Origin of the sequence: Methylobacterium variabile (genome assembly GCF_001043975.1) — a bacterium.
In the GTDB taxonomy this organism is placed as follows: Bacteria; Pseudomonadota; Alphaproteobacteria; order Rhizobiales; family Beijerinckiaceae; genus Methylobacterium; species Methylobacterium variabile.
The window spans coordinates 13,725-29,196 of sequence record NZ_LABY01000102.1; the positions used below are offsets into that span (position 1 = coordinate 13,725).

Annotated in this window: 8 protein-coding genes; 4 read left to right on the top strand and 4 right to left on the bottom strand. The window is 71.3% G+C overall.

What is annotated here, in order from left to right; all coding sequences use genetic code 11:
* Nucleotides 1-47 precede the first annotated feature (47 nt).
* The gene (locus VQ02_RS15645; protein ID WP_048445128.1) at nucleotides 48-842 is read right to left on the bottom strand and encodes a bestrophin-like domain; all 795 of its coding nucleotides are present in this window, start codon (nucleotides 840-842) and stop codon (nucleotides 48-50) included.
* Between the two features lie 437 nt (nucleotides 843-1,279).
* On the opposite strand from VQ02_RS15645, the gene VQ02_RS15650 reads away from it, so the two are divergent.
* The 4 genes from VQ02_RS15650 (at nucleotide 1,280) to VQ02_RS15665 (ending at nucleotide 8,315) form a co-directional block, all read left to right on the top strand.
* Entirely contained in the window at nucleotides 1,280-2,530 is a 1,251-nt protein-coding gene (locus VQ02_RS15650; protein ID WP_083469240.1) for an NHLP bacteriocin system secretion protein, read from the top strand.
* Nucleotides 2,531-2,538: 8 nt separating this feature from the next.
* Complete coding sequence (locus tag VQ02_RS15655) at nucleotides 2,539-4,734, top strand: NHLP family bacteriocin export ABC transporter peptidase/permease/ATPase subunit (RefSeq protein WP_048445130.1); 2,196 nt, start codon at nucleotides 2,539-2,541, stop codon at nucleotides 4,732-4,734.
* Nucleotides 4,724-7,594: an NHLP bacteriocin export ABC transporter permease/ATPase subunit gene (locus tag VQ02_RS15660; protein WP_053080394.1), complete on the top strand. Its 2,871-nt coding sequence runs from the start codon at nucleotides 4,724-4,726 to the stop codon at nucleotides 7,592-7,594. The genes VQ02_RS15655 and VQ02_RS15660 overlap by 11 nt, the downstream gene beginning before the upstream one ends.
* Nucleotides 7,595-8,045: 451 nt before the next feature.
* Nucleotides 8,046-8,315 carry a hypothetical protein gene (locus VQ02_RS15665; protein ID WP_048445131.1) on the top strand — a complete coding sequence of 90 codons (270 nt, stop codon included), beginning with the start codon at nucleotides 8,046-8,048 and terminating at the stop codon, nucleotides 8,313-8,315.
* Nucleotides 8,316-8,878: 563 nt separating this feature from the next.
* Here the strand turns inward: VQ02_RS15665 and VQ02_RS37150 are convergent.
* The 3 genes from VQ02_RS37150 to VQ02_RS15675 form a co-directional block, all read right to left on the bottom strand.
* Nucleotides 8,879-9,514: a glycosyltransferase family protein gene (locus tag VQ02_RS37150; protein ID WP_157080648.1), complete on the bottom strand. Its 636-nt coding sequence runs from the start codon at nucleotides 9,512-9,514 to the stop codon at nucleotides 8,879-8,881.
* A gap of 359 nt (nucleotides 9,515-9,873) precedes the next feature.
* Nucleotides 9,874-11,322 carry a carbohydrate porin gene (locus VQ02_RS15670; protein ID WP_048445132.1) on the bottom strand — a complete coding sequence of 483 codons (1,449 nt, stop codon included), beginning with the start codon at nucleotides 11,320-11,322 and terminating at the stop codon, nucleotides 9,874-9,876.
* A gap of 43 nt (nucleotides 11,323-11,365) precedes the next feature.
* The gene (locus tag VQ02_RS15675; RefSeq protein ID WP_245239746.1) at nucleotides 11,366-15,298 is read right to left on the bottom strand and encodes a Pls/PosA family non-ribosomal peptide synthetase; all 3,933 of its coding nucleotides are present in this window, start codon (nucleotides 15,296-15,298) and stop codon (nucleotides 11,366-11,368) included.
* Nucleotides 15,299-15,472: the final 174 nt, after the last annotated feature.

Sequence of the window (15,472 nt, forward strand, 5' to 3'; positions counted from 1 at the left end):
GGCTGGTGGTCACGGGACGACGAGCGGCAGCCCGTGCGGGCCGCCGCTCACCGGGTGCCCGCGACCACCACGCTGCGCGCCAGCCTCAGGGGCTCGGGCTTCAACGCCAGCGGCCCGTCGAACGGCCTCTCGTGCAGGGCGATGACGCCGAGCGTCGTGACCATCGCGGCGGCGAAGAGGATCAGGGTGGTCGCCTGCGCGAGCGGCCGCTCCCAGTGCACGAGGCCGATCGAGATCATCGTCAGCCCGGCCAGCACCATCAGCGTCAGCCACTTCGTCTCGTCCTGCTCCGAGGCGACGAGGGCGAGGCGCTCGCCCCGTGCCGAGCGTAACCCCAGCACGGCAGTCAGCAGCGACGTTTGCACGGCCTGGCCAGCCTCCGTCCCGGTCCGGGGATCGGCGGCCGTCTCGAGGAGGCGCGCCAGCGCCGCGCCGGCCTGCGGGGCGCCGCGGCCGGTGTCGGCCATGGCCGGCCACTCGGCGTCGATCACCGCGTCCAGGTAGCCGACGAGGGCCTTGCGCAGGTCGCTCATGTCCGGAGCCGCGGCGTGGCTGAGATCGTAGGCGGCCAGGGCGTGGGCGCGCTCGGCCTGGACCACGCGTGAGGCCGCGCGCTGGCGCTCCCAGGCATCGTTGGCGACGAACCCGGTCAGGAGCGCGAGCAGCACCGCGAGCACGCCGATGTAGGTCGGCGCGATCCCGATGCTCAGCTTGCCGATCCAGGGCCGGGTCCAGGACAGGTTCGTCACGAGGCTGATCACCCCGCAGACCCCGAAGACGTAGGCCGCCAGCAGGGCGAACACCAACCAGACCGGCAGGTCGAGCCAGAAACCGAGGATCATGGGAGCACCTGGGACGTGATCGTGCCGGGGACACTAGCCAGGCAATCCCTCTGGATCGGTGAATCGCCGGGCCTCGAGCCGCCCGGACCTGCCCGCGACGTCCGATCACCGAGAGGAAGGCGTGACGCAGCGAACGAGTTCGCCTGCGACGGGGATCGGCGGGCGGCCTGCGAAGGGAGGCCTGTGCCGCCCGCGATCATCCGGGCACCCGGCCGGCAGCGTCGACACCGTCGATCCCGCACCGGGTCTGCCGGCATCCGGGCATCCAGCCGGCTTTTTCGCAGACGCGGGATGTCGAATGAAGGCAATCGCCCGGTAAGCGAGAGTCGATGTCGATCAGGAATATAGCCATTCCGGACTGATATCCAGCTAACGCTTTGTTAGCAAAAGACTGTTACGGCCATATTCTATCAGTTTGTGCTTGCGCCGGACAGTCGATGTCAACAACCATCTACCGTCAGGAAGCACTTGCCGGCGTGGCGGCCCCCGATCGGCTCGACGAGATGGTGGAGGTGACCTCGCCGCTCGGCTGGGCGGCCCTGAGCGTCGCCCTGGTCGTCATCGGCGGCTGCCTCGGATGGTCGGTCTTCGGCAGCTACCGCACGACCGTCAGCGGCCAGGGCCTGCTGGTCCCGGCCGGCGGGGCCTTCGTCAGCGTCCACGCCCCCAAGTCCGGCTGGATCGAGAGCTACCGCCAGCGCGGCGATACCGTGAGGAAGGGCGATCTCCTCGCCCGGCTCAGCGCCCCGGAGGACGCGGCCCGGCTCGCCGACGTCGACGGGCGGGTGAACCAGCTCGCGGCCCAGCGCGCCGCCCTCGCCGAGCGGCTCGAGGACCAGATCGGCAAGGAGACTGCGGCGGCGCGGCGCAAGCGCGAGGCGCTGCAGGAGACGATCGGGCTCGGCGAGGCGCGGGTGCGCGAGCTGCTCGTGCTGCTGGAGCACCGCGAGCAGCTGCTCGCGAAGGGTCTGACGCAGGCCGACCGGGTGATCGAGGCCCGCGAGCGGCTGTTCGCGGCGCGCGAATCCATCTCGCGGGCCCGCACCGACCTGCTCTCGCTCGAGGCCGCGCTCCTCTCCCTCCGGCACCGGTCCGACCAGGACCTCGCGGCGATGGACCGCCAGATCCGCGACGCCGAGGGACAGCGCGCCCAGGCGCATCTGAGCGAGCGCCTCGCGACCACCATCGTGGCGCGCGCCGACGGCGTCGTCACGACCAACGAGGCCGGCGACCAAGCCCTCGTCGCGGCCGGGCAGAAGCTGATGGTGATCGAGCAGGGCGGTCCGCGCCTCGACGCGCTGCTCTACGTGCCGGCCGACAGCGGCAAGGCGGTCAAGCTCGGCATGGAGGTGCGCCTGTCGCCCTCCGTCGCCCGGAAGGAGGAGTACGGGACGCTCGTCGGCACCGTCATCCAGGTCGACGAGAGCCCCGAGAACGAGAGCGCCATCGCCCAGCGCCTCGGCAACCCCGACCTCGCCCGCCTGTTCACGCGCGGCGGCCCGCCGCTCCAGCTCGTCGTGCGGCTCAATCCCGGCGCGGGCGGCCCCGACAGCTACGCCTGGACGTCCCGGCGCGGCGACGAGGTCGTTCTCGCCTCGACCACCCTGGTCGAGGGTCAGGTCACGGTGAAATCCGGGCCGCCGATCCGCCTGTTCGTCCCGGCCCTGCGCCGGCTCGCCGGCGTGTGAGCGGGCGGATGAGCACGACGCCCGAGCGGCGCTTCCCCCGAACGGCCCGCGCCCGGGTGCCGACGATCCTCCAGATGGAGGCCGCCGAGTGCGGTGCTGCGTGCCTCGCGATGGTGCTCGCCCATCACGGGCGATGGATTCCCCTGGAGGAGCTGCGCGTCGCCTGCGGCGTGTCGCGGGACGGCAGCAAGGCCCGCAACATCGTGCGGGCGGCCCGCACCTACGGGCTGACGGCCGAGGGCTGGCGCACCGAGCCGTCCAAGCTCGCCGGCAAGCCGCTGCCCGCGATCCTGTTCTGGGAGTTCAACCACTTCGTGGTGCTGGAGGGCGTGGACCGCCGCGTCGTCCACCTCAACGACCCGGCGACCGGACCCCGTACGGTCACGCACGAGGAGTTCGACCGCGCCTTCACCGGCGTGATGCTGACGATGGCGCCGGGTCCGGACTTCGTGCGGTCGGGCCTGCGCCCGAACGCCTGGCGGTCGGTGCGCGAGGGGCTCGCCACCTCCCGCGGCGCCGTGGCCTTCCTCGTGCTCGCCGGCGCGGCGGCGCTGGCGCCGGGCGTCTTCGTGCCGGCCGCGACCAAGATCTTCGTCGACGACATCCTGCTCGATCACCTGACCGACTGGATCCGGCCGCTGCTCCTCGGCCTCGCCTTCGCGGCCGTGCTGAGCGGCCTGCTCGGCTGGCTGCAGGGCCACGTCCTGGCGCGGCTCCAGTGGAAGCTGGGGGTCTCGCTCGGCCTGCGCCTGACCTGGCACCTGCTGCGGCTCCAGCCGAGCTTCTTCGCCCAGCGCCACGCCGGCGACGTCGCGAGCCGGCTGGCGACGACCGAGCGGGCCTGCGACCTGATCGGCAGCCAGGTCTCCGCCCTGCTGGTGACCGGGCTCGCGACCGTGTTCTACGGGTGCCTCATGGCCCTCTACGACCCGGTCCTGGCCACGATCGGGCTCGGGCTCGCCCTGATCAACGTCGTGTTCGTCCGTCTGGTGGCCCGGCGCCAGGAGGACGCGGCGCGCGCGGTGATGCGCGAGCAGGCTCGGCTCGGCAGCCTCTCGATCACCGGCATCCAATCCATCGAGACGCTCAAGGCGACCGCGTCCGAGGACGACTTCCTCGACCGCTGGGCCAATGCCCAGGCGCGCACCATGAACGCGCTGCACCGGATGCAGGTGCCGCTCCAGATGCTCGGCGTGATCCCGGCGGCGCTCGGAGCCCTGACCGTGGCGGCGATCCTCGGCGTCGGCGGCCTGCGCGCCATGGACGGGCTGATCACGGTCGGCACCCTGGCGGCGTTCCAGTCCGTGCTGGCGAGCTTCCTCGTTCAGGTGAACGGCCTCGTCGGCATCGCCTCCGGGATGCGCGAGTTGCGCGTCGCGATGGAGCGCGTCGACGACGTGCTGCGATACCCGCTCGACCGCCGCGCCGCGCCCGATTCCGGCCCGGACGCCGCCGGGGACGGCGCGGCCGTGCCGCCCCGGCGCCTGTCGGGAACGGTGGCGATCGAGAACCTCGCCTTCGGCTACAACCCGCTCGACCCGGCCCTCGTCGAGGGCTTCTCGGTCGCGGTCGCTCCGGGCGCCCGCATCGCGCTCGTCGGTCCGTCCGGCAGCGGCAAGTCCACGATCGCACGCCTGATCGTCGGGCTCGCCGAGCCGTGGGAGGGCAGCATCCGCTTCGACGGCCTGCCCGCCGCGGGAATCCCGCAGGGCGTGCGCTGTGCCTCCATCGCCTACGTCGACCAGACCGTCGTGCTGATGGAGGGGAGCGTGCGCGACAACCTCTCCCTCTGGGACCCGCGGATCGACGAGCGCGCGATCGTCGCGGCGGCGCGGGACGCCGGGCTCCACGAGGTCATCGCGGCGCGTCCCGGCGGGTACGACGCGGCCGTGAGCGAGGGCGGCGCCAACTGGTCGGGCGGGCAGGCGCAGCGCCTGGAGATCGCCAGGGCCCTGGCGCTCAAGCCCAGCATCCTCGTGCTCGACGAGGCGACGAGCGCCCTCGACGCGGTGACCGAGGCGCAGATCCTGGACAACCTGCGCCGGCGCGGCTGCACCCTCATCCTGGTCACCCACCGGCTCAGCGCGATCCGCGACTGCGACGAGATCCTGGTGCTCGACCGCGGCCGGATCGTCGAGCGCGGCACGCACGACGCGCTCTACGGGCAGGCCGGCCCCTACGCGGAGCTGATCCGTGCTGCTTGAGTTCCCCGAGCGGACCGCCGGCGCCACGGGCGCCGGCAGGGCCGCCGACGAGGCCGTCATGGTCGTCGGCCAAGGCCTGCGGGTCGAGGCCGGCAGGGCCGAGCTCTACGTCGAGCGTCCCGGGCGGGCCGGTCGCCGCCGCCGCCTCGCCACCCTGCGCGCGGGCGAGATCGCGCTTCCTCTTCCCCACGACGACCGGGCGGTGCGCCTCCTGGCCCTCCCGGCGCCCGGCGCGCAGCTCTCGACCTTCAGGCCGGACGCTTTTCTGGAGCGGCTCGACGCGGTCGTCCCCGAGGCGATCGCCGCCGTGGAGGCGTGGATCGGGCGCACGCTCGATGCCCTCGCCGAGCCGGTCCCGGGCCGTCCGGCCCTTCTCGCCGAGGGCGCCGGCCGGCTCGATCCGGGCCTCGCCGCGCGGTCCGGGCACGGGCTGCTCTGGATCGCCGTGGAGGCCGGAACCGTCCGGGTCGGCCTTCCGGGCGCCGGTCCGTGTCGCCCGGGCGATCCGCCGGTCGCGGTCACGGCCTCGGCCGGCGGCGTCGCGACCGACGACGGTGCGCGGATCCTCGGCCGGTCGAGCGCGACGCTCGCCGCCGCCGGGGAGCTCGCGGGCGCCGTGCTCGGGCATCAGGAGCGGCTCGCTCAAGTCCTGATCGCGGCGGAGGCGGCGTGCGACGCGCTCGAGGCCGCACTGGTCGGCGGCAAGGCGGCGCGCGACCGTTCGGTCCTGGCCGCCACCGTCGCGCCGCTGGTCGCCTCCCACGGCGCGGGCGCCCCGGGGGAGGCGTCCCTCGCCACGGCCTTCCGCGCTGTGGCCGAGGCCGGCGCCGCGACCCTGCCCGGCGGCCCGCCGCCGGACGTCGCGGACGATGCGGCGACGAGCGGGGCGCGCCCCGTCGAGCGGCAGGTCGCCGATCTCGCGGCCTGGGCCGGGCTGCACCCACGCCGGATCCGGCTGAAGCCGGGGTGGTGGCGCCGGGGCGGCCAACCGGTCCTCGGCTTTCGCACCGACGGCACTCCGGTGGCGCTGATCGCCGGCACGGGCTGGCGCGGCGGCTACCGCATGCGGGAGGCCGGACGCCTTCGCGGCGTCGGATCCCGCGAGGCCGCCGGGTTGGCCGAGCACGGCTACGTGCTGCAGCGCCGGCTGCCCGATCGTCCCATCGACGGTCGCGGCCTGCTCCGCTTCGCCGGGCCGCTCGCCCTGCCGGCGCTCCTCGCGGTGCTGGGGATCGGGCTGGCCGGCAGCCTGCTCGGCCTCGCGGTGCCGGTGGCCACCAACATCCTGTTCGAGACGGTGATTCCGGCGGCCTCCCGCCCGGAGCTCGTCCAGCTCGTCGCCGGCATCGCGGCGCTCGGCCTCGGCGGGATCGTGTTCGAGCTCGTGCGCGGCTTCCTGTTCCTGCGGCTCACCACGCTGCTCAACACCGACCTCGAGGGGGCGGTGTGGGACCGGCTGCTTCGCCTTCCCGCCGGCTTCTTCCGTGATCACGCCGCGGGCGACCTGGCCCTTCGGGCCGCTTCCATCAACCAGATGCGCGACGCGGTCGGCGGTACGGTGATCGGCACCGTGCTGTCCGCGGCGTTCTCGGTCTCCAGCCTCGCCCTGATCCTGACCTACGACTGGCGGCTCGCCCTGGTGGCGGTGGCGCTCGCGCTCGTCCAGCTCGCCGTGATGACGGCGGTGAACCTGCGCCTGCTCGGCTGGAAGCGACGCATCCTGGACATGGAGGGGCGGCTCCAGGCCGTGTCGCTCCAGCTGATCCAGGGCATCGCCAAGCTCAAGGTCGCGGGTGCGGAGGCGCGCGGCTTCGCCCGGTGGGCGCCGCTGTTCGTCGAGCGCCGCGAGCTGGAACTGCGCGAGAACGGACTGCTGGCCAGGTTCTCGGCCTTCGGCGCCGCCTACGGCATCGCCGCCGCCGCCCTGATGATCGGCATCGTGGGCCTGGGGGGCCTCGAGATCGGGGTCGGCGGCTTCGTCGCCTTCAACGCCGCCTACGGGCAGTTCATGGCCGCGACGCTCTCCCTCGGCACGGCCCTGCCGGCCCTCCTCTCCCTGCATCCGCTCTCCGAGCGCGCCGGGCCGGTCCTGGCGGCCACCCCGGAGAATCTCGGCCGGCGCGGGGCGGCCCACGACCTGCGCGGCGCCATCGAGCTCGCCGACGTCGCGTTCCGCTATCACGCCGACGGACCGCCGGTCCTCGACGGTGTCTCGATCCTCGCGCGGCCCGGAGAGTTCATCGGCATCGTCGGCACGTCCGGCTCGGGCAAGTCGACCCTGATGCGGCTCCTCCTGGGGTTCGAGCAGCCGCAGCGCGGCTCGGTGTTCTTCGACGACCAGGACCTGACCGGCCTCGATCTGCGGGCGGTGCGCCGGCAGATGGGCGTCGTGCTCCAGTCGAGCCGCACGACGGGCGGCACCCTGATGGAGTGCATCCTGAACGGCGCGGCCCTCACCGAGGCCGATGCCTGGGAGGCCGCGCGCCTCGCCGGGTTCGACGACGATATCCGGGCGATGCCGATGCGCATGCACACCTACGTGGGGGAGGATGGCGGCCTCCTCTCGGGCGGCCAGCGCCAGCGCCTCCTGATCGCGCGGGCGGTGGTGCGGCGCCCTCGCATCCTACTGTTCGACGAGGCCACGAGCGCGCTCGACAACCGCACCCAGCAGATCGTCTCCGAGGGGCTGGAGCAGCTCGACGCCACCCGCCTCGTCGTCGCCCACCGGCTCTCGACCGTGCAGAAGGCGGACCGGATCTACGTGCTCGACGCCGGCCGCGTCGTCGAGCAGGGAAGCTACCGGGAGCTGCTGGAGCGCGGCGGCCTGTTCGCCGCCCTGGCCCTGCGCCAGCTCGCGTGACGCGGGTGCCGGACGACGGCACCGGACGCGCATCGCCCGCCCGCACGGCGACGCCGCGGCCCACCATGGGCGTCGCTCCCCGTATCCGGGAACCTGCCTCCCTCGCAGGGACGCAAGACGGCGTGCCGGCCGCGATCGTCCACGCCGTTATCCCGGGCCGCGCAGCGGAGCCGGGACGGCGATCGGGCTTCAGCTCCGCCTTACCGAGCGAGCGGGCTCACCCGACCTGCCGGCTGCGGCCGGTCCGAGGAGCGAGCATCACGGCAAGGCACCGTGCAGGCCAGGACTGAATTGCAGACAAAGCTACTGATGTTGTCAAAGCAAAATTAACTCTCGCAGGAGCTGCGCAGCAGGTGGCCTGAATGATGTCGTCGGTGCAACAATAGGGTAATGGATGATCGCTACTCCTGTTGTCAGGCGCTGACGGCGCTACTAGCCCCGGGAGGCTTTGATGACTGAGAACGCGACTGTCACGGCGCAGGTCGAGGATCGTAATCTGTCCGACGCGGATCTCGAGACGATCACGGGCGGGCAGGTCGAGCAGGGCGGTGCCTGGCGCCAGGGTTCCAAGGGGAACTGGGTCTACGAGGGCTGGGCGAAGGAAGGCTCGAAGAGCGAGACGTATACCAGCTCCACCCGGCGGGAATACGCCGAGGGCGGCAAGATCAATCTCTACAATCACGACAACAAGCTGCTCAAGACCTACGACGGAGCGTTCTGAGATCGGCGGCACCGAAGGTTGAGAGACATCGACCTTCGGTGCCGTTCGCGAATTTCCGTCGATCCCCGGCGGCTGCTACGGCCCTGCGGGTGCACGGGCTGCGGAGGGATGCAGTCCTGACGCTCCCATCCCTCCGACGCCAGTTATGAGCAACGGGCGCAGGTCGCGTCCTGTCTGAAGATGCTGCCCGAGGCCGCCGCTCAGCAACCTTGCCTATGTCGATCAGGGCTACGGGGGCGAGCGCGCGGCGAAGGCGGCCACTGAACGCAGCATCACCCTGAAGGTGGCGAAGCTCGTCAGTTCGGCATGGGTGATACCGCCGCGCCTTCGAACGGACCCGTTCGGAGGCGCAAGGCAAGCCCGAACGGGCGCCGGCGCTGATGCGCCGGACGCCTTCGCATCGACGTGTCGATGCGAAGGCGCGAGGGTATGAGAGGGATCCCGCCCGCGGCGATGCCTCCTGATCCGACGAGCGGATCAGAAGCCAAGCCGAGCCGCAACCCGCAGAGTCGACCTCGGCGGCCGTTGTTGTAATGTTTCGCCGTAAAACAATCACGATATACTCAGTGATAAGATGCATATTCATCGTGGCCGATGAGCTTCCACCGTCCATGTTTCTTTCTGTATATGAAGACCGCAGTTTCCCCGTCTCCGAAGCTGGGGTATTTGTTGTTTTCGGTCTTGATCCATATCCGTCTGGAATTATCGCGAACCACGAAGGCAGTCCGATAGTCAATATCAAATATTGGATAGCTGAATTCTCTTCGTGATGTGTTGGTTGATGCGACTATTTGCTTGTCTCTGAAGGTGCTATTCCCTGAGTAGGTCGAAGCACCGAGAGCAGCGTCCTTGCGCTCCATCTGCTCCTTCTCGCTGCATATCAAACCTTCTGCGCCCGCACCTCTGCCGATGATATCCTTCGGCATTGTGGTACGGTGCGGAGGAGAAACGTCGCCGCGGATCGGATATTTTATGTAATTCCTTACAGAATATGCATAAATGGGATGTGCAAGCCACTCATCTGAGATCACGCATTCCTTGTAGTAAGCCCGTTCATCTGAGATGATTTGCTTGAACAAGATGACCGCCTCCTTGTCGGAGCGGTCTAGGTCGTCTTTTGAAATCGCCATTCGGGGACCCAGTACGCACATCGCGACGACCGCCCCAACCAACGTAGCTTTGCACGTTCCTCCGAACATCAACCATCCCCCTAGGTGACGTTCTGTCACCCGTCCGGACGGATGGCTGAGGTTGTGGTCCCGTTCAAGGCCCGGTGCACGCTGTCCACTCCAAGGCCAAGCCTTGCAGCGAACTTGGACCATGCTCGGCCCCTCAGCGTGCAGTCCCCCACCTCATGCGCCCTGGCCCTCGCCGTCGGATCCCCGTCCTTGTAGGGTCCCACTGCCCTCGCAATCCTCTCGCGCTGCCGCTCCAGCATCCTCTCTCCGTCCAACCGAGGCCGCTTCGGCCCGAGCGGTCCGGCCGGCGGAGTGAAGTCGGGGTGTCGGATCTCCGGGCCTGCCCCGGACCTTCGCCGCGTGCCGTCCCGCCGCATCGCTCACTCGGTCGCCAGCCCCAGCATCGTACCCAGCGGCACGACCAGCGACGCACCGACGAAGACCCCGTCCTTCGCCCGGCGGGCCGAGTAGGGCTCGTAGAACGAATCGGCGTTGACGACGTACTGGAGCACCGGCTCGAACCCGACGCCATGGCCGAGCTCGAACCGGGCATTGGCCTCGACCACGAGCTTGTCGCGGGGGTAGGGCTGGCCGGTTCCGCCCGAGACGCGGTTGGCTTCGCCCAGGAACGCGGCGAAGGCCGGGTTCAGGCGCTGCCATCTCAGCTTGAACCCGTAGGTGTCGTCGGGCCGGTCGCGGTCCGGCCCCGTGAGCAGCAGGCCCGCGAAGCTGTTGAAGCGGACCGAGACCGAGGCGTCGAGGGCGAGGCCGGTGCCCGAGTAGAGCGTGAGGGCCGTCGGGTTCCGGGCGCCCGCGTCCGCGCCGCCATCCGCCCGCCACACCGTCTGGCTCGTCGTCAGCACGACGCCCGACGTGCCGGATTTCCGGAAGGTCGCGGGGTCGCCCTCGAGGCCGCTCGTCAGGCCCGCGATCGTCCGGATGCTGTCCTCGTGGTCGGCGGTGTTGACGAAGCCGGTGAGGGAGACCCGTCCGGGATAGAGGCTGGTGGCGTAGTCGGTCTGGATCCCGACCTCCGTCATCACGCTCGCGCCGGCGATCCGCTCCGACCCCCACTCGAAGCCGCTGAGCCGGTTGGTGTCCGGATTGACGCTGAAGACGCCGGCCTGGACGTAGGCCGACGGCGACAGCCTGTAGGTGGCGTTGGCGCCCCAGACGGCGTAGAGGCTCGAGGTCCAGCCTGCGTTGAGGGCCAGCAGACTCTGGTAGCAGGTGTTGATCGTCCCGCAGGGCGGCAGCGCGTAGTAGCGGTCGGGATGCGTCCGGCCGATCTCGAGCACCAGGCGGTCGTCGAGGAGGCGCTGCTGGTAGGTCAGCAGCGACAGGCGCGTCGGGTACGGGTTGTAGGCCGGCTGATAGCCGGCGACGCTGTCGCCGATCGCGTCGGCCATGCCGAGGTTGTGCACCAGCCCGAACACGCTCTGCGTGGCGTTGATCGTGCCGCCCGCGAGGCCGGCGATCCGCTCCAGGTCCGCGCTCATGCTCAGCACCAGGTAGGCGGCATGGGATTGCTGGCCGGGGCGCAGGCCGAGGGTCGGGTTGGCGGAGTAGAAGCTGTAGGCGGTGGCGTCGAAGGTCAGGCCCTGCGCCGCCGTCTCCGTCGCCCAGGCGGCGAGCGGACCGCTGCGGCCCGCGTCCTCGGCGCGCCGCGCGATCCGCGGATCGGTCCGCGGCTCGGTCGCGTCGAGCAGCTCGCCCGCCGGCGAGGCGATCTGCGCCAGTCCCGGCGCCGGACCGAGGGCGAGGCAGGCCGCAGGCAGGGCCAGCCGGAGGCAGGCCGGGACTCGCGTGGCCCGGAAAATCCGCTTCATCGCGCACCACGCCGAACCGGGACGAGGGGGAGGGCGGCGCCGGTCAGGCCGCGCCTGCCTGCGGCATCAGGCGGGCCGGCGCGCCGGCCCACTCGGTGTCGGCGGGGATCGCCTCGCCCTTCATCACGATGGTGAGCGGCCCGAGCCGGGCGAAGTCCCCGACCCGCGCGCCGTACAGTACGGTCGTCAGCGCGCCGACGCTCACGCCGCGTCCGAGTTCGATCGGGCCGACCTTCATCACCCGGTCCTCGAACAGGTGGGTCTGCAGGTTCGCGGTGGCGTTCACCGCCGCGTAGTCGCCGATCCGCACGCAGTCGAACTCGGTGATGTCGGTGCTGTCGAGGAAGACGCCGCGGCCGATCTCAGCCCCGAGCAGGCGCAGGGCGGCCGGCAGGAGCGGGGTGCCGCGCAGGCTGTCGAGCAGGATCGCGCCGGCCGTGCCCCAGTAGAGCGTGGTCATCGCCTCGCTGCGCAGGGCCCACCAGGACCACAGGCCGTGGTTGCCGGGCCGGTAGGCCCCCATCATCAGCCACTTCAGGGCGAGCACGGCGCCGGCGAGGATCAGCGCGCAGGCGGTGCCGGTGGCGATGAAGAGGGCGAGGAAGACGGCCGGGCTCTGGTGCTCGAGGGCCGGGAACAGCACGTACTCCGCCGCGAAGGTGCCCAGCGTGATGAACATCATCGTGGGCATCGAGGCGCTGAACAGCTCGAACGTCGCCCGCAGCAGCCGGCGCCCGGCGGACGGCCTGAAGGTCATGCCGGCGGCGGCATCGTCGAAGCGCTGGCGCACCGGCAGGCGCAGCGGCGGGCTGCCGAACCGGATCTCGCCGGGCTCGAGGGCGACGTCGGCGGGGGGCTTCGACTTGATGCCGATCAGGCACCCGTCGGGAACGTCGGCGCCGGGGGGCAGCACCGAGTCGTTGCCGAGGAAAACCCGGGCGCCGGTGCGGACCGTGCGGACCGTCATCCAGCCGCGGCGGATGTCCTCGTCGCCGATCACCACCTCGTCGGCGACGAAGCACTGGTCGCCGATCTCGATCGTGTCGAAGCGGCCGGAGAAGTTGGTCGCGACCTCCGTGTCCCGGCCGATCCGGGCGCCCATCAGCTGGTACCAGCGGCGCATGTAGACGGTGGAGAACAGCGAGCTCAACGTGTCGAGCATCACGTCGCAGGCGAGGCCCACCGTCCACTTGCGCAGGTAGAGCCCGGAATGGATCGAGTAGGCTCCCTCCTTCACCCGCCGCGGCAGCACGCACCAGCGGATCGCCGTCACCAGGAGCGCGGTGCCGAGGACCAGCAGCATCGCGGTCGGCCAGGTCAGGACCGGCAGGAACCAGTGATAGTCGATGCCGACCAGGGCCTGCAGCACCGTGTCGTAGCGGTCGAACAGGTAGAAGGCCGGGAAGATGGGCAGCAGCGCCAGCGCCGGCATGAGCAGGATCATGAGGGCGTAGTAGGCGGTGCGGGCCGCCTGCACCGCCGGAGCCGGCTCCGGGACGGGCGCCGGCCAGGCGGCGGGATCGACCGTGCCGACCGGGCGGCCGGGCGCGCCGTCCCAATGGGCCAGGGCGGCCACGCGGGTGCCCGGCAGGATCGCCGTCAGGTCGGCGAGCTCCGCGCCCTCGCCGATGGTCACGTCGTGGCCGATGACGCAGGACGTGCCGATATAGGCCGAGGATCCGATCGCGACCGGGCCGATGACCAGCTCGTTGCCCACGACCTCGGCGTTGGCGATGCAGAGCTTGGCGCCCAGCGTCACGTCATCGCCCACGGTGACGAGGTCGACCGCGCCGGCTTCGAGGCCGCTGACGACGCTGCGGCGCCCGACGCGCGCGCCGAGGGCCCGCAGGGTGAAGGCGGCGAGCGGCGTCCCCTGCATGCGCGAGAGATGCGTGAGGCTGACGCACTGCTTGGCGAGCCACCAGCGGAAGAAGTACGCGCCCCAGAGCGGGTAGCGCCCGGGCGTCGCCCGCCACAGCACGGCGCGCTTGGCGAGGATCGCCGTCGCGGTCACCGCGAAGGTCACGGCGGCGTAGACGCCGAGCAGCATCAGCACCTCGGGGAGGGTGATGACCTCGTCCGTGGTGATCAGCTCGTAGGCGACGAAGATCGTCAGCCACGGCCCCAGGCGGCCGAGCAGCAGGAACGGCAGGCACGCCGCCTGGGCGAGGCCGCACAGGATCCGCCGCATCCGGGGCGGCGGCGCGAAGGAGAGGTCGACGAGCGGGCCGCCGCTCCCTGCTGCGGCCCGCTCGTCGAGGCGGGCGGCGATCGCCCGCAGGGAGCGCAGGCCGTAGAGGTCCTCCAGGGTGAGGTTCGCGAGGCGCGGGGTCTCGCGCACCGCGGCGAGGAAGCGGGCGGCCAGCAGCGAGTGGCCGCCGAGATCGTTGAAGAAGTCCGCCTCGAAGGCGATCACCTGTCCCGGGAAGAGCGGCCGGGCGGCCGCGAGGAGCACGGCCTCGGTCTCGCTGCCCGGCTCCTCCTGGGCCTCGGCTCCGACCGCGAGGGGGAGCGCCCGCAGGGCCTTGCGGTCGGTCTTGCCGGAGATCAGCCGCGGCAAGGCCGCGACCGACTCGACATGCGCCGGCACCATGTAGGGCGGAAGCTGCGCCTTGAGGGCCGTGCGCAGGGCCGCCGGGTCGAGGGCGGCTCCGTCCGGCACCACGAAGGCGACCAGCCGGTCGACGCCTGCGTCCTGGCGCAGGACCACCGCCGCGCCGGACACGCCCGGAAGGCCGGATAGCCGCGCCTCGATCTCGCCGAGCTCGATCCGGAACCCGCGCAGCTTGACCTGGTCGTCGATGCGGCCGTGAAACAGGAGCCGGCCGTCCGGGTCGATGGTGACGGCGTCGCCCGATCGGTACAGGATCGGGTCGTCGCCGTCCGAGCCGAACGGGTTGGCGATGAATTTCTCCGCCGTGAGGTCGGGCCGGTTGAGGTAGCCCGCGGCGACGCCGGGACCGCCGATCAGCAACTCGCCCTCCTCGCCCGGGGCGACGAGCTCCAGCCGCTCGTCGACGACGTAGCAGCTGTAGTTCGGGATCGGGCCGCCGATGGTCACCGGCGCGTCGGGCGTCACCGTGTCGATGGTGGCCACCACGGTCGCCTCGGTCGGGCCGTAGCTGTTGAACACGGTGCGCCCCGGCCGGCACCAGCGCTGCCGCACCGAGGGCGGGCAGGCCTCGCCGCCGAGGATGATGATCCGGAGCGACGGCACGTCCTCCGGCATCATCGCGAGCAGCGTCGGCACGGTGTCGAGGACGGTGATCCCGGCCTCCCGCATCACGCCCGGCAGCGCCTCGACCTCGCTGAGCGTGACGGGCGAGGCGACCCACAGGGTCGCGCCGACCAGGTAGGGGATGAAGATCTCTTCCAGCGAGAGATCGAAGGCGACCGAAGCCCCCTGGAAGCACACGTCGTCGCCGGTCATGCCGTAGACCGCGTTGCCGGCCCGCAGGTAGTGGCAGATATTGGCGTGGCTGATGACGATGCCCTTGGGCTTGCCCGTCGAGCCCGAGGTGTAGATCGCGTAGGCGGGATGGGCCGGCGTGACGCCCGCCCCCCGCAGGTCGACCGGCGGGCCGTCCGCTGCCTGGTCGGCGAGAACCCCGAACCGGACCGCCCGGCCTGCCAGGGCGGGGTCGAGCCGCAACGACGTGACGGCGTCGATCAGGACGAGGTCGGACCCGCAATCGTCCAGGCACTCGCCGATCCGCTCGGGCGGCGCGTCGGCGTCGAAGGGGATGTAGGCGGCACCGCTCTTGAGGATGCCGAGCAGCGCGACGTGCAGATCGAGCGAGCGCGTCATCCACAGGCCGACGAAGCGCCCCGGGCCGGCGCCCCGCGCCCGCAGGGCCCGCGCGATCCGGTCGGCTCGCGCCTCCAGCTCCGCATAGGTGGCTCGGGTCTCGCCGAAGACGATCGCGACGTGGTCCGGCCGCGCCCGGGCCGAGTGCGAGACGAGTTCCGGCAGCAACTCGTCGCGTCGGAGAGCGGGATCCTTCCGGCCCCGAAGGATGCTCCGATAAACGAGAGAGGGACGCATATTCACGGAGGTGAGCCCTCGACGACCACGTTGCCCGGTGAGCTTTTGCCGTCGACATGTTGAGGAAGTGCTAGCGGATGCCGCCCGTGCTCTTTGGCGGCACGG

Coding starts and splice junctions, on each gene's coding strand:
- VQ02_RS15645 (WP_048445128.1), bottom strand. CDS start 842: ATGATCCTCGGTTTCTGGCTCGACCTGCCGGTCTGGTTGGTGTTCGCC.
- VQ02_RS15650 (WP_083469240.1), top strand. CDS start 1,280: ATGTCAACAACCATCTACCGTCAGGAAGCACTTGCCGGCGTGGCGGCC.
- VQ02_RS15655 (WP_048445130.1), top strand. CDS start 2,539: ATGAGCACGACGCCCGAGCGGCGCTTCCCCCGAACGGCCCGCGCCCGG.
- VQ02_RS15665 (WP_048445131.1), top strand. CDS start 8,046: ATGACTGAGAACGCGACTGTCACGGCGCAGGTCGAGGATCGTAATCTG.
- VQ02_RS37150 (WP_157080648.1), bottom strand. CDS start 9,514: ATGTTCGGAGGAACGTGCAAAGCTACGTTGGTTGGGGCGGTCGTCGCG.
- VQ02_RS15670 (WP_048445132.1), bottom strand. CDS start 11,322: ATGAAGCGGATTTTCCGGGCCACGCGAGTCCCGGCCTGCCTCCGGCTG.